General features: G+C 55.1%; 16 protein-coding genes. 8 read left to right on the top strand and 8 right to left on the bottom strand.

Features of this window, described 5'->3' with window-relative positions; all coding sequences use genetic code 11:
• Positions 1-49 precede the first annotated feature (49 nt).
• From DFK18_RS01855 to DFK18_RS01845, 3 genes are read left to right on the top strand one after another with little or no spacing between them, the layout of a single operon-like run.
• Entirely contained in the window at positions 50-421 is a 372-nt protein-coding gene (locus tag DFK18_RS01855; protein WP_162299654.1) for a hypothetical protein, read from the top strand.
• 46 nt (positions 422-467) lie between these two features.
• Complete coding sequence (locus DFK18_RS01850) at positions 468-1076, top strand: SCO family protein (protein WP_114416491.1); 609 nt, start codon at positions 468-470, stop codon at positions 1074-1076.
• Positions 1077-1088: 12 nt separating this feature from the next.
• Positions 1089-1571 (top strand): copper chaperone PCu(A)C, encoded by a 483-nt coding sequence (locus DFK18_RS01845; protein ID WP_114416490.1) that lies wholly within the window; start codon positions 1089-1091, stop codon positions 1569-1571.
• A 66-nt stretch (positions 1572-1637) separates the two neighbouring features.
• Here the strand turns inward: DFK18_RS01845 and DFK18_RS01840 are convergent, their stop codons facing one another.
• Positions 1638-2771 carry a DUF294 nucleotidyltransferase-like domain-containing protein gene (locus tag DFK18_RS01840; RefSeq protein WP_114416489.1) on the bottom strand — a complete coding sequence of 378 codons (1134 nt, stop codon included), beginning with the start codon at positions 2769-2771 and terminating at the stop codon, positions 1638-1640.
• Between the two features lie 123 nt (positions 2772-2894).
• Here DFK18_RS01840 and DFK18_RS01835 point away from each other — a divergent pair, with 123 nt between their 5' ends.
• Positions 2895-3296: a NifB/NifX family molybdenum-iron cluster-binding protein gene (locus DFK18_RS01835; RefSeq protein WP_114416488.1), complete on the top strand. Its 402-nt coding sequence runs from the start codon at positions 2895-2897 to the stop codon at positions 3294-3296.
• A gap of 7 nt (positions 3297-3303) precedes the next feature.
• Here the strand turns inward: DFK18_RS01835 and DFK18_RS01830 are convergent, their stop codons facing one another.
• Both DFK18_RS01830 and DFK18_RS01825 read right to left on the bottom strand, forming a co-directional pair.
• The gene (locus tag DFK18_RS01830) at positions 3304-4524 is read right to left on the bottom strand and encodes an argininosuccinate synthase (protein ID WP_114416487.1); all 1221 of its coding nucleotides are present in this window, start codon (positions 4522-4524) and stop codon (positions 3304-3306) included.
• Between the two features lie 121 nt (positions 4525-4645).
• On the bottom strand, positions 4646-5584 hold the full coding sequence (locus DFK18_RS01825; protein ID WP_114416486.1) for a MotY family protein: 939 nt from the start codon (positions 5582-5584) through the stop codon (positions 4646-4648).
• Positions 5585-5760: 176 nt separating this feature from the next.
• Here DFK18_RS01825 and rnt point away from each other — a divergent pair, with 176 nt between their 5' ends.
• Positions 5761-6396 (top strand): ribonuclease T, encoded by a 636-nt coding sequence (rnt, locus tag DFK18_RS01820; RefSeq protein ID WP_114416631.1) that lies wholly within the window; start codon positions 5761-5763, stop codon positions 6394-6396.
• Here the strand turns inward: rnt and grxD are convergent, their stop codons facing one another.
• Entirely contained in the window at positions 6397-6723 is a 327-nt protein-coding gene (grxD, locus tag DFK18_RS01815) for a Grx4 family monothiol glutaredoxin (protein WP_114416485.1), read from the bottom strand. It abuts the gene before it with no gap.
• Between the two features lie 203 nt (positions 6724-6926).
• Here grxD and DFK18_RS01810 point away from each other — a divergent pair, with 203 nt between their 5' ends.
• Both DFK18_RS01810 and argF read left to right on the top strand, forming a co-directional pair.
• A complete protein-coding gene (locus DFK18_RS01810; RefSeq protein WP_114416484.1) occupies positions 6927-8117 on the top strand; it encodes an aspartate aminotransferase family protein in 1191 nt (396 codons plus the stop codon).
• A gap of 17 nt (positions 8118-8134) precedes the next feature.
• Positions 8135-9064: an ornithine carbamoyltransferase gene (gene argF, locus DFK18_RS01805; protein WP_114416483.1), complete on the top strand. Its 930-nt coding sequence runs from the start codon at positions 8135-8137 to the stop codon at positions 9062-9064.
• A gap of 115 nt (positions 9065-9179) precedes the next feature.
• Here argF and DFK18_RS01800 read toward each other — a convergent pair whose 3' ends face one another.
• Positions 9180-9662 carry an FKBP-type peptidyl-prolyl cis-trans isomerase gene (locus DFK18_RS01800; protein WP_114416482.1) on the bottom strand — a complete coding sequence of 161 codons (483 nt, stop codon included), beginning with the start codon at positions 9660-9662 and terminating at the stop codon, positions 9180-9182.
• A gap of 163 nt (positions 9663-9825) precedes the next feature.
• On the opposite strand from DFK18_RS01800, the gene DFK18_RS01795 reads away from it, so the two are divergent.
• Positions 9826-10644 carry a M23 family metallopeptidase gene (locus DFK18_RS01795; RefSeq protein WP_114416481.1) on the top strand — a complete coding sequence of 273 codons (819 nt, stop codon included), beginning with the start codon at positions 9826-9828 and terminating at the stop codon, positions 10642-10644.
• Positions 10645-10659: 15 nt separating this feature from the next.
• Here the strand turns inward: DFK18_RS01795 and DFK18_RS01790 are convergent, their stop codons facing one another.
• Genes DFK18_RS01790 through DFK18_RS01780 form a run of 3 tightly spaced genes read right to left on the bottom strand, consistent with a single transcriptional unit; the run spans position 10660 to position 14581 of the window.
• Positions 10660-12882: an acetate--CoA ligase family protein gene (locus DFK18_RS01790; RefSeq protein ID WP_114416480.1), complete on the bottom strand. Its 2223-nt coding sequence runs from the start codon at positions 12880-12882 to the stop codon at positions 10660-10662.
• Positions 12883-12891: 9 nt separating this feature from the next.
• Positions 12892-13689, bottom strand: a complete 798-nt coding sequence (locus tag DFK18_RS01785; RefSeq protein WP_114416479.1) for an enoyl-CoA hydratase/isomerase family protein — start codon at positions 13687-13689, stop codon at positions 12892-12894.
• Entirely contained in the window at positions 13679-14581 is a 903-nt protein-coding gene (locus DFK18_RS01780) for a MurR/RpiR family transcriptional regulator (protein ID WP_114416478.1), read from the bottom strand. Before DFK18_RS01780 ends, DFK18_RS01785 begins: the two co-directional genes overlap by 11 nt.
• Positions 14582-14639 lie beyond the last annotated feature (58 nt).

Below are 14639 nucleotides of genomic sequence, written 5' to 3'. Positions count from 1 at the left end.
CGTTTTTATTGATAATATCAGCGAACCCTGAAATTAGATGCGGTTGACCATGCAGGCAAAGGCGCGAACATTTAACTCCCTGATGCTGGTAATGGCCTTTTTGGTCATCACCCAGAGAGTGCTAACGCCTTTTGTCGTTCCACCACTGCTGGTCCATGCCGATGGCACCCTGGAAATCTGCAGTTGGCAAGGCAGTAGCGAACGCCTGGTATTCAACAGTGAAGGGGAAAGAGTTGAATCCCAGCGCCCCCTCAGTCAGTGCCCAGCCTGCGCCCTGTCTCCGGCCATTACCGCCACGGCTTTTCCTGCCCACCAGACCGCCGGGCTGGTTGAGCCAAGCCTCATCCCCCCTTCCCCGGGGTTTTACCCTCCGGCTGAGACCCGGCAACCTCCAGCTCGGGCGCCTCCTTTAACCGCTTGAAAGTGGATAGCCTAACCCTCGTTATTTTCAAGCTGTGAGAAGAACCATGCGTGTAAACAAAAGCCTGCTCTTTGCTGGCCTCTTTCTGGTTGCCTGCCTGGCAGGCCTGCAAATCTGGATGGGAATGAACCCCGAACCAGGCAACACCCTGTCTGAAAAACCTCAAGGGGCACCCTTTACCCTGCAAAGCCAGGCAGGTGCTTTTTCCCTGACGGATCTGGAAGATGACCAGTTGGCCCTGATTTATTTCGGCTATACCTGGTGCCCGGATATCTGTCCCATGTCCATGACTTTCATGAGCCGGGCCCTGGAACTGGTTCCCCAGGAATTGCGCCAGGATTTGCAACCGATCTTTATCTCCGTGGATCCAGCCCGGGACACCCCCGAGCGTCTGGCTGCCTATGTTGACTTTTTTGAAGCCAACATCCTCGGTCTGACCGGTGAACCCGAGTATCTGCGAGATTTGGCCCAGAAATATGGTGTCTTCTATCAGCAGGTGGAGCTGGACTCCGCCATGGGCTATGCCATTGATCACACTTCAGAGTTCTACCTGGTCAACAACCAGGGGCAACTCCTGCAAACCCTGAATCATAGCAACAGCGGCCGGGAACTGGCTGAAGCCCTGACCACGGCCCTGCAAAACCCAATTCAATAAGAGAAGTTCACCATGATCAAAAAAACACTTGTTTCTATCAGCCTTCTAGTGACTCTGAGCGCCAGTTTTTCGGCCCTGGCAACCGGCATCAATGCCATGAATCCCTTTGTCAGAGCCGTACCGCCTGGTGCCCAGGTAACGGCCGCTTTCATGCAATTGCATAACACCACCGATGAAGATCGCCAACTGGTCGCCGCCTCCAGCCCTCTGGCCCAAGCCGTGGAACTGCATACCCACACCCAGGTGGAGGGTGTCATGCAGATGCGCCGTGTTGCAGAAATTGCCATCGCTGCCCAGAGCCAGACTTCTCTGCAGCCAGGTGGTTTGCATCTGATGCTGATTGGCCTCAAGGAAACCCCGGCTCAGGATGACCAGGTAGCTCTGACCCTGGAGTTTGATGACGGTAGCCTGCTGGAACTGAACGTACCTGTACGCCCTGCTGGACGCGGTCACGGCCAGGGGCAAGGTCATGGACACGGCCATAAGATGAACTAATCCCGATAGCAGCCCGCTTTTTCCGGCCTCCTTCTGGCTGGATCAGGCGGGCTTTTCAAGTCAGGTTTAACCACAACGTTTAGCTACCTGCCTGACTAGACGTTTAATCAGCTTCATATCCAGTTTTAAAAGGCGAGTCTGGCGCTCACTCAACTGCTCCAGAGATAGCCAGTTATCCGCTTGACGGCCAGCTTCCAGACTCTCCAGCTGGGCATCCAGCAACAACCCTTGCAAGGCCTCCAGAACCGCCATCAAATCCTGGCCTTCATCGGGTGTTAACTGCTGGGCAGCCACCAGCGCGGTCAAGCGCTCCCGGGTCGAAACAGCTTCTACCTCACCTTCCAGCAAACAATAAAGGCGCACCGCCGATTGCAGAGGCAAGATCGCCTGGCGCTTCAAGTTCAACGCTCGCGAATGCGGGGCCTCGCTGTCTTCGGTCACCAGTCGATCCAGGGCATCCAGCCCGACAGGAATTTCATCCAGCAAGCCAGCCATTTCCTGCAAAAAACCCCGGGCTTCTGGAAACCATTGATGCAGACTCTCGCGGAATTGACGCGCCAAAGCTTCCTGACCATAAACAGGCGCAAAATCCAGAAGAATGTTGGAAAGCTGTACCTTCTTGACTACCCGTTGACCAGTCCAGATGCGCAGCTGATCCTGCCATTCATTCAGGGGCTTGCGCCACAGAGGCCAACGGGCCATGACTTCTCCGCGACAAAGAGGAATCCCTGCCTGATCCAGCTTGTCCGTAAACAGCTCGCCCAGATGCTGGAACCAGGTATCGATCTGCTGATGCTGCTCGGGAGGATAGCTATCCAGAATCATGGCATTGTCCTGATCCGGGCGCAGCAGGCTTTCGCTTCTGGCACCTGAGCCGAGAATCAGCACACAAAAAGCCACGGGGGGCTCACCCCAGCCCTGGGCCTGCATTTCTGCCAGGGAGGCGGAAATGGCTTGGCGATAGAGCCAGGCATTGTGATCACTGATCAGCTGACTGATCTGCCCGGCTGGCAGCTGCAGCTGAACCAGTCGGCGCACCCACTTGACCTGCCAGTCTTTTACCTGCGTGGAATCCAGAGCCCTGGGCCGAGTAGCCATCACCTCGTCCAAGAGAGGCAGGCTAACGGGTGTCTGGCCAGCTGCATCCAGTTGTTCACGAAAGACTTGCCGCCAAGGGGATGAGCGCAGCAGAAATTGCATGGCAGCCTCCTTTTTATTTTTCAGTCTAGCTAGCTGGACCCAAAAAGAACACTGGCTGTCTGGCCTGAAAATTGCTTTTAAGCTTGGCAAGTCCAGAAGGTTATCCAGCAAAAAGGAGCAGGCATGTATATAGCTGTCGCCAGTCGTGATGGCAAGAAGGTCTCAGGGCATATTGGCAAGTGTGCCCACTGGATTCTTTACGAGGTCAAGGAGGAAGCAGGCCAGCCACCACAAGTGATCGAACAGGAGTCCCTGCTTCTAGCCAAGCCCTTGATTTTTCACTATTACAAGGATGATCAGCCGCATCCGCTACGGCATTGCACAGCCGTCATCGGGGCCAGTGCCGGGGAGAGTTTCGTGGAGAAGATGAAGAAAAGAGGAATTGCAACGCTGCTAACGGCAGAAACCGATCCGGCCAAGGCGGTCGAGGATTTTGTCAACCAGCAGTTGACGCCCCCCAAACCCCGGCCGATCGGTAGCCTGGTATGCAAGGTTCGTGACTGGATGTCCTCCAGCCACGATTAGACCCAGCCTAGTCGAGCTTACGGCCTTTTTGGGCAGCAATACGCAGACGCAGGGCATTCAGCTTGATAAAGCCTTCTGCATCCTTTTGGTCGTAAGCGCCAGCATCATCCTCGAAGGTCGCAATGTTTTCATCAAACAAGGAATTGTCGGAAACGCGACCGACAGGGATGACATTGCCCTTGTAAAGCTTCAGACGCACCTTGCCGTTGACCACTTCCTGGGATTCATCAATCATGGCCTGCAGCATCTTGCGTTCAGGACTCCACCAGTAACCATTGTAGAGAACCTTGGCATAGCGAGGCATCAGCTCGTCTTTCAGGTGAGCGACTTCACGATCCAGGGTAATGGATTCGATTGCACGGTGAGCCTTGAGCATGATGGTGCCGCCGGGTGTTTCATAAGCACCGCGGGATTTCATGCCGACATAACGGTTTTCCACGATATCCAGACGGCCAATGCCGTTGGCACCACCCAGCTTGTTGAGTTTTTCCAGCACTTCATGCGGCTTGAGACGCTCACCGTCAATCGCGACGATATCGCCTTTCTCGTAGGTCAGTTCAATGTAGGTCGGCTCATCGGGTGCAGCTTCAGGGCTGACACTCCAGCGCCACATGGGTTCTTCCGGCTCGGCCCAGGGATCTTCCAGCAGACCGCCCTCGTAGGAGATATGCAGCAGGTTGGCATCCATGGAATAGGGCGACTTGGTGCCCTGCTTGGCAAAATCAACGGGGATATTGTGCTCTTTGGCGTAGGCCATCAGCTTCTCACGTGAAAGCAGATCCCATTCACGCCAGGGAGCAATGACCTTGACGCCTGGCTTAAGCGCATAGGCACCCAGCTCAAAACGCACCTGGTCGTTGCCCTTGCCAGTCGCACCGTGAGAGATGGCATCAGCACCGGTTTCATTGGCGATTTCTACCAGACGCTTGGCAATCAGAGGGCGAGCAATAGAAGTGCCCAGCAGGTATTCGCCTTCGTAAATGGTATTGGCGCGGAACATGGGGAAGACATAATCACGCACGAATTCTTCGCGCAGGTCTTCAATATAGATTTCCTTGACGCCCATCTGCTCGGCCTTGGCGCGCGCAGGTTCCAGCTCTTCACCCTGACCCAGGTCGGCAGTAAAGGTGACCACTTCGCAATTGTAGGTATCTTCCAGCCATTTGAGGATGATGGAGGTATCCAAACCACCGGAATAGGCCAGTACGACCTTTTTGACTTCTGACATATAGACTCCTTAGGCGACCCCGGCCAGCAATAGCAGGGTAACAAAAACTACAAAAGGGCCGCCGGAGCAGCCCCAGAGAGAAAAAAGTAGCGGGAAGTATAACGCAAGCAGCGGGAGAACCCTAGAAGAGGGGTTTAATTTCCTGGGCTGGTTCCAGGGTTACCATCACCCGGCGGTTCTTGGCACGCCCGGCTTCGGTACGGTTATCGGCAATCGGATAACGCTGACCGTGAAACTCGGTGGTAATCATCTCCGCAGGCATACCCCGGGCCACCAGATACTCGGTGACCTGCTGTGCGCGCTCATGGGAAATTTCACGGTTGCGGGTACGACTACCCAGGGAATCGGTATGTCCATCCACCTTGACCGTAACCACTTCGGGATCGGCATTCACATAGCGGACGATCAAATCCAGGATTTCGTAATCGGCTTCGCCCAACTCATCCTTGGCCAGATCAAAATTGATCATCACCTCTTCGATCTGATCAAAGTTGACCGGCAACAGACTGGCCTGGCATTGCTGGAAATCCGCAAAGGCCTGATGAAAACGTACCGGGGTGAGGCTGGCGCGGCGACGCTCCACGCGATCATCATCGACTGTCTGGATCAGCGAAGGCAAACGCCCCTGGCGCAGGGCTTCGAGTACCAGCTCTGTCTGGGGATTAGCAATTCGCAGCGGATAATCCGTGGTTTCGATACGATAGTTACCCAGATCTTGGGTTCCCTGGCCGGGTTGCCACTGGGGAGCCAGGGCCACCAACTGTACCTGGCCTTCATTCATGGCATGACGAAAGACATCCACTTCCATGCGCACCCTTTCACCGGAACGATGAATAAAACGGGCCACGCCAAAATCGGGAATATAATGGTTCAGTTCACAGCGTAAACGCGAAGGCTCACTGGCTTCCCAAAGACCGTTTTCATAACCGGCCTGCCAGCTTGAAGCCATGACCGGAAAGGTCAGCAGCAGAAGAGGCGTCAGGCTGAGTACCTTTAGCCCGGCAGTAGATTTTTGCCATAAGCTGATCAAGGAAGTGGGTTTACCTTGCTGAGAAGCCACAGTTATTTTCCTTTGTGGATGACTGACAAACCGATTTGCGTAATTACTTTACATCATGTGTAATCGGCGCGCCCAGCAGAAACTTTAATAAAAAGCATGTTAAGCTAGGCAAAACGCCCGCAAACCCGAGCAGTCAGGAGATCTGCGTGACCAGCCAGTCCTACAACAAGCATCCCATGTCCCGTCGTTTTCGCGGTTATCTGCCCGTCGTGGTGGATGTAGAGACAGCTGGTTTTAACGCGCAAACGGATGCCTTGCTGGAAGTTTCAGCAACGACCCTGACCATGGATGAAAACGGCATGCTCCTGCCCGAGCATTCCCTGTCCAAGCATCTGAAACCCTTTGAAGGGGCCAATATCGAGCAGGCCGCCCTGGAGTTTACCAAGATCAATCTGGATAGCAGTTTTCGCCAAAGTATTGCCGAGGATGAGAAGGAAGCACTGGGTGAGATTTTTCGCATGATCCGCAAGGCCATCAAGGCCCATGATTGCACCCGGGCCATCCTGGTCGGCCATAACGCCAGTTTTGATCTGGGCTTTATCAATGCCGCTGTGGAGCGATGCAACCTGCGCCGCAATCCCTTCCACCCTTTTTCCAGCTTTGATACGGCGACCCTGGCTGCCCTGGCTTTTGGCCAGACGGTGCTGGCCAAAGCCTGCCGGGCAGCGGGTATTGACTTTGATAACAAGGAAGCTCATTCAGCCAGTTACGATACGGAAAGAACTGCTGAGCTGTTTTGCACCATCGTCAATACCTGGCATGAACTGGGCGGCTGGGAGCTCGCTCTCAGAACCATGCCAGAGCAGGTCTAATCAGGCGGCCGAGGCGGCGGCCTCTTCTACCATCTTCTGGAGTTCGCCCTGCTGGTGCAAATCCAGAATGATGTCGTTGCCGCCGACCAGTTCACCATTCAGCCACAGCTGTGGGAAGGTTGGCCAGTTGGCATACTTGGGCAGTTCACTGCGAATATCCGGATGCTCTAAAATATTGACGAATGCAAACTTCTGGCCACAGGCCATGAGTGCCTGAATTGATTGGCCGGAAAAACCACACTGGGGCATTTGCGGCGTACCCTTCATGTAGATGAGAACAGGGTTGCTGCTGATTTGTTCTTTAATGGTATCAAGCGTTGTTGACATGAATTTTCACCTTTTGATTGGAAAACTGCAGATATAACCCTTGCGGAATACCTGACTAACCTGGTCAATTTTAGCTGGGTCAGGCGGTAATTAACAAGTTACCCGGAAAATTATATGCCTGTCTTGCCAGTCATGCACCAAGTGCTTAGACTGGATCTTTTTTCCCGGGTTCAGCCCCTATTATTTATGAGGATATTTGCACCATGGCCGATTCCGCCCTGATGCACACTTATGGTCGTTTACCCGTTGCTTTTGCTTCCGGCAAGGGCGTCTGGCTGACAGACACTGAAGGCAAACAATATCTGGATGGTATCAGCGGTATCGCCGTCTGCGGACTGGGTCACGCCCACCCGGCAGTAACCGAGGCACTCTGCCAGCAGGCTGGCACCCTGGTGCATACTTCCAATCTTTATCAGATTCCTCACCAGGAAGCAGCCGGACAAAAACTGACTCAACTGGCCGGTATGGATCGGGTCTTTTTCTGTAATTCAGGTGCTGAAGCCAACGAAGGCGCCATCAAACTGGGTCGCCTGCACGGTCACCAGAAAGGCATCGACAAGCCCCAGATACTGGTGATGGAAAATGCTTTTCACGGCCGCACCCTGGCAACCCTGACGGCGACCGGCAATCGCAAGGTTCAAGCCGGATTCGAGCCGCTGGTCAGTGGCTTTATCCGCTGTGCCTACAATGATCTGGAAGCGGTTAAAAACATCCTGCAAAGTCGCCAGGATGTCGCTGCCATCCTGGTCGAACCCATTCAGGGCGAAGGCGGGCTCCAGAGTGCCAGTGAAGAATTCCTGACCGGACTGCGCCAGCTCTGTGACGAACACCAACTGCTGCTGATGCTGGATGAAGTCCAAACCGGCAATGGTCGTACCGGCCACTACTTTGCCTATCAGGCTTATGACTGGAAACCCGATGTCCTTACCACGGCCAAGGGCCTGGGTAATGGCTTTCCTATCGGTGCTGTCATGGCCCAGGGCCAGGCTGCTGAACTCTTCCAGCCGGGCCACCACGGCTCCACCTATGGCGGCACCCCTCTGGGCTCGGCTGTGGTAAAGGCCGTGCTGGAAACCCTGGAGCGGGATAACCTCTGTCAGCAGGCCGCCCGGATTGGCGAGCGCATGCAAGCCCGTATTCAGAAGCACCTGGGTGGTCTGGACGCTCTGGTTTCCCTGCGCGGTCGCGGCCTGATGCTGGGCATCGAACTGGATCGCCCCTGCGCCGAGCTGGTCGGCCTGGCCCTGGAGGCCGGATTGCTGATCAATGTCACTGCAGGCAGTGTTGTGCGTCTCCTTCCTCCTCTGATCATTTCCGAAAGTGAAGCGGATCAACTGGTTGATCAGCTGTGTGAGCTGATTAAAGACTGGTTGAATACTCCTCCTACTTCTTAAACTAAGAGCCTCAACTTATGAGTGTGCGACATTTCCTCACCCTCTCCGACCTGTCTCCCCAGGAGCTGGAAAGAGTCATACAACGTGCCATCGAGTTAAAACGCCGCCACAAGGCGGGGTTGCTGGATGAGCCCCTCAAAAACAAGGTGCTGGCGATGATTTTTGAAAAATCATCCACCCGCACCCGGGTTTCTTTTGAAGCTGGTATGGCCCAGCTTGGCGGCTCGGCTATCTTTCTCTCTCCCCGGGACACCCAACTGGGCCGTGGAGAACCGCTTGAGGATACGGCTCGGGTACTTTCGGAAATGGTCGATGCGGTCATGATCCGCACCTTCTCCCACGAAGATCTGGAAAAGTTTGCCGACTATTCCACGATTCCCGTTATCAATGCCCTGACCGACGACTTTCACCCCTGCCAACTGCTGGCCGATGTGCAAACCTTCGTGGAATGCCGCGGTAGTCTCCAGGGCAAAACCGTGACCTGGATCGGGGACGGCAACAACATGTGTAACTCCTACATGCGTGCTGCCCGCCAGTTTGATTTCCAATTGCGGATTTGCTGCCCTGAGGGCTATGAGCCGGACGCAGAACTACTCGCCGACTTTGATGACCGGGTTACTCTGGTACGTGAACCCCAAGCAGCCGTGGAGGACGTCCAACTGGTGGTCACGGATGTCTGGGCTTCCATGGGGCAGGAAGAAGAACAGAACCGTCGCAAGCGGGATTTTGCCAGCTATCAGGTCTCTCCCCAACTGATGGACCGGGCAGCCAAGGATGCCTTGTTCATGCACTGCCTGCCCGCTCACCGGGGCGAGGAAATCAGCGAGGACATGCTGGATGACCAGCGCTCGGTCGTCTGGCAGGAAGCAGGCAACCGCCTGCACGCCCAGAAGGCACTGCTGGAATTTCTGATTACCGGCTCCCCCCTGCAACAGCCTCCGATTTAACGGCTAGAGCAATAAAAAGCCCCTGAACCTTAAGAGGTCAGGGGCTTTTTTAATGCTGGCTTGCAGTCAGACTGCAGAAACCACCTATCAACCTAGACGTTGATGGGACAGCTTCTTAGTGGTCTGCCTGATCACCTTCATGGGCGTGACCATGCTGAACTTCTTCTTCGCTAGCATCACGAACGGATTCGATGCTGCCTTTGAAGTTCAGGGAAACACCAGCCAGAGGGTGGTTAGCATCGATGGTTACGGTTTCGTCGTTAGCTTCAACAACGGTAACCACCATGGCGCCACCAGGACCCTGAGTCTGGAATTGCATGCCAGGCTCGATCTGATCAACACCCTGAAAAGCTTCACGCTGAACCTGTTGTACCAGGTTATCGTCTCTTTCGCCGTAACCGTCAGCAGGTTCTACAGTAACTTCAAACTCTTCACCGGCCTCTTTACCTTCCAGCTGAGTTTCCAGGCCTGGAATGATATTGCTGTGACCGTGCAGGTAAGAAAGAGGGTTGCCGCCCTGAGATGAATCCAGAACCTGACCATCACCATTGGTTAAAGTGTAATGAATGGCAATGACCTTATTGGCTGCAACTTGCATAGAATAATCCTGTTTTTGATGAGTTGATCTTCTATTTTAGCCATTTTCAGGGGGGCTACACAAACTTAATCGCCATTTTAATGGCCAGGAGTTTAATTCCATCACAGCACTGGTTAGACTTATTAATTGATCGTCAAGATTACTCATCCACTCGGGAGCTGCAGTGAGCAGATACCTCTGCAAAGCCTTACCCTTTTATCTGCTGATGCTTGTGGTCGCTGGGTGCTCGTCCAACTCCCGGCTGGAAACGCCCGTGCCGGAAGGCTTTATCCCCTTCCATCATCCTCAGCCGGGAGACACCCTGAGTTCGGTGGCTGAACAACTGGATAGCATCAGTCGCAGTGAGCTACAACGCTATAATCCCCGCTCACGCGAAAATCTAAGAAATACCCGCCGCCTGCGCCTGCCAGAACGCAGCAGCGATGTCCCGGCCACCGGTCCCTATTATTATCGTATTCAACGAGGTGATACCCTCAGCAAACTGGCCCAGCATTTTCACATCTCGCTACTCAGCCTGATGCAGGCCAACCCTGAGGTGGAAGCAACCCGTTTGCAGGTAGGCGATAGATTGGAGATTCCCGTCAGGGCAAGGGACTTAAACGGCTACCGCTGGCCGGTCGATGATCCCCAGGTGCGTATCAACTTTTCCTGGCAACGCTGGGGCGTTCATCAGGGCCTGACTCTGGAAACCCAACCCAGGGAAGAGATTTTCCCCATTGCCCCAGGTCGGGTGGTTTTTGCCGGGGAAATGCGGGGCATGCGACGCGTGATCATTGTTGAGCATGACCAGGGGCGCCAGTCTATCTATGGCTATTGCCATGCGCTCTTTGTAGAAGAAGGCAATCGCCTTTCCGGCCGCCACCCCGTCTGCTCAGCGGGCCACCAACGCCAGATCAACAAGCCTGGCATCTATTTCGAATTGCGCGAAAACGGCCAGGCGGTCTCCCCGGAAGATTATTTGCCTGCCCTGCCCTGGAATTAGGCTCCTTCCCGACGTTCAAGAGGTAGCCTCCAGCTGGTAGCAAGTCTCCAAAGAAGAAGCCCTAGTCTCCACCCCTTCCTGATTCAGGATAATTCTTGCATCCAATACCTGATACCCTTCCCGATAACAGCGAACCGGATTCAGGTCCAGCTCGCTGATTTCCGGATGGGCCGTTACCAGAGCCGAGAGCTTGAGCATCAGCTCAACCAGGGCTTCCTTGTCGATAGCCGCCTGACCCCTGACACCATTGAGGATGGCCGAGGAACGCAGACCAGCCAAGAGTTCCCAGGCATCACTGCGGCTCAGAGGCAAAGCACGAAAAGCCACATCCTGGAAAACCTCGACAAAGATCCCTCCCAGCCCGAACATTAGCAGATGGCCGTATTGAGGATCACAAGTCACTCCGAGAATTATCTCGGTCCCCTTATCCGCAGCCATAGGGGTTAACAAACGACCCTGCAGACGAGCTTCGGGAACCCGCGTCCTAACCTCGGCCTCCATGGTCTGCCAGGCATGATCCAGCTCCTCCAGGCCATATAGATTAAGTTGTACCCCTCCGGCATCGGATTTATGCAGCACATCCGCAGATACCAACTTCATGGCCAACGGCTGCTGCAACCATTTGCTGTCCAGGTGGGCCAAGTCCTCCTTGCGCGTGATCCATTGCTCCGCTGGTAAGGGAATTTCAAAGGCACGCAAGAGCTGCTTGGCTTCAGGCTCCAGTAAAGCCGAGCGCCCCTGAAGCGTAGCTCGCTTCATCACCAGATGTGCTCTTTGGCTGGCTTGACCGCGACCGGTCAGATAATCATCTGAAGCAATTTTGCGACGATAATCAGCATACTGCGTCAGTGCCTTGATAGCGGCCACAGCGATATCGATTTCTGTCATGACCGGATAACCCAGTTCCGCAACGGCCTGCAAGGGAGCCGGTTTATGCCGGGCATAAAGACTCTGGATCAGCAGGGGTTTTTCGGCTTTTTGTGCCTGGGCCACCAGGTCTCGCGATGCTTGAATTTCCTCGGCTTCCAGCTCGGGATCAAAACGCAGGGCATAACCACCAAACAAACCCACCACCAGCAGCTGATCCACGCCGGGATCAGCCAGCAGGATCTCAGAACAACGTGCAAAGACTGCTGGGTGGTCATCCGTTGCCCCGGCCACATCAATAGGATTATTCAAACCGGCAGAAGCAGGCAAGAGAGCCGCCAGCTGCTGGCGGGTTTGCGGCTGGAGTTCGGCCAGCTGCAACCCCTGGGCATCCAGCTCGTCGGCAGCCAGGGTGGCATGCCCACCTCCATCGGCCAGAACAGCCACCCGCTTTCCTCTGGGTAGCGGCTGGGTAGCCAGAGCCTCGGACAGTGGAAGCAGTTGCTCCGGCTGGTCTACCAAGAGCACTCCGGCTTGCTGCATCACACCCCGGGCAACCTGATAGCTACCGGCCAAGGCCCCCGTATGCGAACGGGCTGCCGCCTGACCGGAAGCAGAACGCCCCGACTTATAGACCAGCAGGGGCTTCTGGGCGGTAAAGGCTGCGGCTGCCTGTAAAAAGGCACGCCCATCTCCGACCCCCTCGATATAAGCGGCCACCACTCGGGTAGGCAGATCGGCAGCAAAATAATCCAGGTATTCATGCAGGGCCAGATCGGCAGCATTGCCCACACCGATATAACTACTAAAACCGGCATGCAGATCACGAGCCCCTTCGGTTACCAGAGACAAGGCCATGTTGCCCGACTGAGACAGAATACCCACGGGACCAGGCTGCAGATCACGATAGCCCACCAGGTTCATGGCTGCATGCATGTTAAAGATCCCCGAAGTATTGGGACCAATAATGCGTATCTCTTCTTCTGCGGCGACTTTTACCGCCTCGGCCTGCAAGGCCTGACCTTCAGGCCCGGATTCTGAAAAACCGGCCGCCAAAACCACGGCCACCTTAACGCCCTGGCTGCCGCAGGCCCGCAAGACCTGGGGCACACTGGTCGCAGGCGTACAGATCAAAGCCAGCTCAGCAGTGCCCGGCAGGCTTTCCAGATCCGGATAGCAGGTTAGCCCGAGTAATTCCTGCAAACCGGGGTTCACCGGATAGATACGCCCCTTAAAACCACCCTGCTGCAAAGCTCTAACCGCTTGATAGCCTCTTTTTCCCGGGTGACTTGAAGCCCCCACAACCACCAGGCTACGCGGATAAAAACCTGCCAGCAAAGCATCAGCTTTGGCGTCTCGATGACCAGACATACTTGCCTCCTAACGGCCGGAAAACTGCGGATCACGTTTTTCAGAAAAAGCCCTGACACCTTCCTGCCAGTCTTGGGTACTACTGCAAAACATCATGCCTTCCAGCTCAGCAGTCAGGGCATCATTAAAGTGCTGTTGGGCGGAACGATTCAGTTGTTGTTTGGCCAGACTCAGTGCCAAAGGTGCCTTCTTGGCCAAGTCAGCCGCAAAGCTTTCCACTTCAAGCTCAAAGTCTTCCGGGCTCTCCACCTCGTAACAACGGTGAGCCAAACCCAGTTGCAAAGCCTGGTGACCATCCAGCTGACGCCCTAACAGCAGCAGCTCCCGAGCCTGGGTCATACCCACCCGCTGCGGCAGAAGCCAGGAAACACCCCCACCGACAAAGGCGCCGATACTGGTTTCCGGCAACCCCCAGATGGCCGAAGAGCGCATCAGCAAAAAATCAGCCGCCAGGGCCATTTCAGCACCAGCACCCAGGGCATAGCCATTGACCGCGGCGATCACGGGCTTGGGGTGCTCAAACAGTCGCCGGCACACCTCCTGCTCAAGACGCAGATACTCACGCTTTTGAAAAGCAGTACGCTGACCTTCGGCATGGGCTTTCATATCCGCACCGACACAAAAAGCTCGCCCTGCTCCGGTCAGGATGATAACTCTGACTGAGTCCGACTGAGCGGCTGCATCCAGTTCCTGGCAGAGTTGGGCGTAAAGATCGGCAATAACGGCATTAAGGCGTTGCGGACGATTCAGTGTCAGCCAGAGAAGCCCGTCTTTTTCTTGACGCAGAATCAAGTCTTCACAGCTCATGGTTCACCTCATCAATCAACATTTCGTGGCGACGCAGACTGGCCAGACCCTGACGTCCCAAGCGCCCGGCCACCATAGCCATCAGACCCTCAATAAACACCAGAAAAGACGCCATGGAATTGCTGTACCAGGTGCCACTGGCCGGAGCCACAAAAGTCAGAGAGGCTTCTGCTGCCAGGGGTGAGCCATGCGAATCGGTAATAGCCACCACCTGCATTCCCTGGTTAGCAGCGATTCGGGCTGCAGCCACCGTGCCTCGGGTATGGGGCGCTGCACCGATCACCACCAGCACATCCTTCTCGGTCAATTCGGTGAGCCCATGAGCCACGCCATGGTGAGGATTCCCCAGAAGACTGACGTCCGGGCGCAGCAGTCCCAGGGCATAGGCCAGTAAATTGGCCATGGTGTAGGCCTGACGCAGGCCGTAAACCCTCACCCTTGGCGCTGCGATCAAGAGACTTACAGTTTTTTCCAGCGCTTCAAGATCCAACCCCTTGAGCATCTGGGCAATGTTACTGGTCTCCTGCTCGGCCACCTGAGACATCAGGGCCAGGGAATCGGGCGTCTCTTCGGGGTTATCCCCTTCCAGGAGCTGACCAGCCAGATCACTGTAAAAGCTGGTACGACTGGTACGCGCCAGATGATTACGAAAAATGAGCTGAAATTCGGCAAAGCTTTCAAACCCCAAACGCCGCACCAGACGGCTTAGCGTAGAGGCATTCACCCCGGTATTTGCCGCCAGAGTGGAGATGGAGGCCACCGCCACCTCTTCGGGCTTGTCCATCATCTGCGTCAGCGCCGTCATGGCTCTTTTGCCCAATTTGATATCACTACCGGGGGCATTAAGACGCTGGAGCTTGCGTTTTAACTCTTCAAGGGTTCGGGGTGCCACTTCAGCAGTATCCTTCTAGCCAATAAAAACAGGGTTGATACCTGCAAAACTAGCGGGG

The sequence above is a fragment of the Marinospirillum perlucidum genome, assembly GCF_003336805.1.
GTDB classification, from domain to species: domain Bacteria; phylum Pseudomonadota; class Gammaproteobacteria; order Pseudomonadales; family Halomonadaceae; genus Marinospirillum; species Marinospirillum perlucidum.
The sequence above is the reverse complement of the archived record's forward strand: the minus strand, read 5'-3'. Positions and strand labels throughout refer to the sequence as shown.

Bases quoted from the DNA above. Each gene is read 5' to 3' on its own strand.
- DFK18_RS01855 (WP_162299654.1), top strand. From the start codon at position 50: ATGCAGGCAAAGGCGCGAACATTTAACTCCCTGATGCTGGTAATGGCC.
- DFK18_RS01850 (WP_114416491.1), top strand. From the start codon at position 468: ATGCGTGTAAACAAAAGCCTGCTCTTTGCTGGCCTCTTTCTGGTTGCC.
- DFK18_RS01845 (WP_114416490.1), top strand. From the start codon at position 1,089: ATGATCAAAAAAACACTTGTTTCTATCAGCCTTCTAGTGACTCTGAGC.
- DFK18_RS01840 (WP_114416489.1), bottom strand. From the start codon at position 2,771: ATGCAATTTCTGCTGCGCTCATCCCCTTGGCGGCAAGTCTTTCGTGAA.
- DFK18_RS01835 (WP_114416488.1), top strand. From the start codon at position 2,895: ATGTATATAGCTGTCGCCAGTCGTGATGGCAAGAAGGTCTCAGGGCAT.
- DFK18_RS01830 (WP_114416487.1), bottom strand. From the start codon at position 4,524: ATGTCAGAAGTCAAAAAGGTCGTACTGGCCTATTCCGGTGGTTTGGAT.
- rnt (WP_114416631.1), top strand. From the start codon at position 5,761: ATGTCCCGTCGTTTTCGCGGTTATCTGCCCGTCGTGGTGGATGTAGAG.
- grxD (WP_114416485.1), bottom strand. From the start codon at position 6,723: ATGTCAACAACGCTTGATACCATTAAAGAACAAATCAGCAGCAACCCT.
- DFK18_RS01810 (WP_114416484.1), top strand. From the start codon at position 6,927: ATGGCCGATTCCGCCCTGATGCACACTTATGGTCGTTTACCCGTTGCT.
- argF (WP_114416483.1), top strand. From the start codon at position 8,135: ATGAGTGTGCGACATTTCCTCACCCTCTCCGACCTGTCTCCCCAGGAG.
- DFK18_RS01800 (WP_114416482.1), bottom strand. From the start codon at position 9,662: ATGCAAGTTGCAGCCAATAAGGTCATTGCCATTCATTACACTTTAACC.
- DFK18_RS01790 (WP_114416480.1), bottom strand. From the start codon at position 12,882: ATGTCTGGTCATCGAGACGCCAAAGCTGATGCTTTGCTGGCAGGTTTT.
- DFK18_RS01785 (WP_114416479.1), bottom strand. From the start codon at position 13,689: ATGAGCTGTGAAGACTTGATTCTGCGTCAAGAAAAAGACGGGCTTCTC.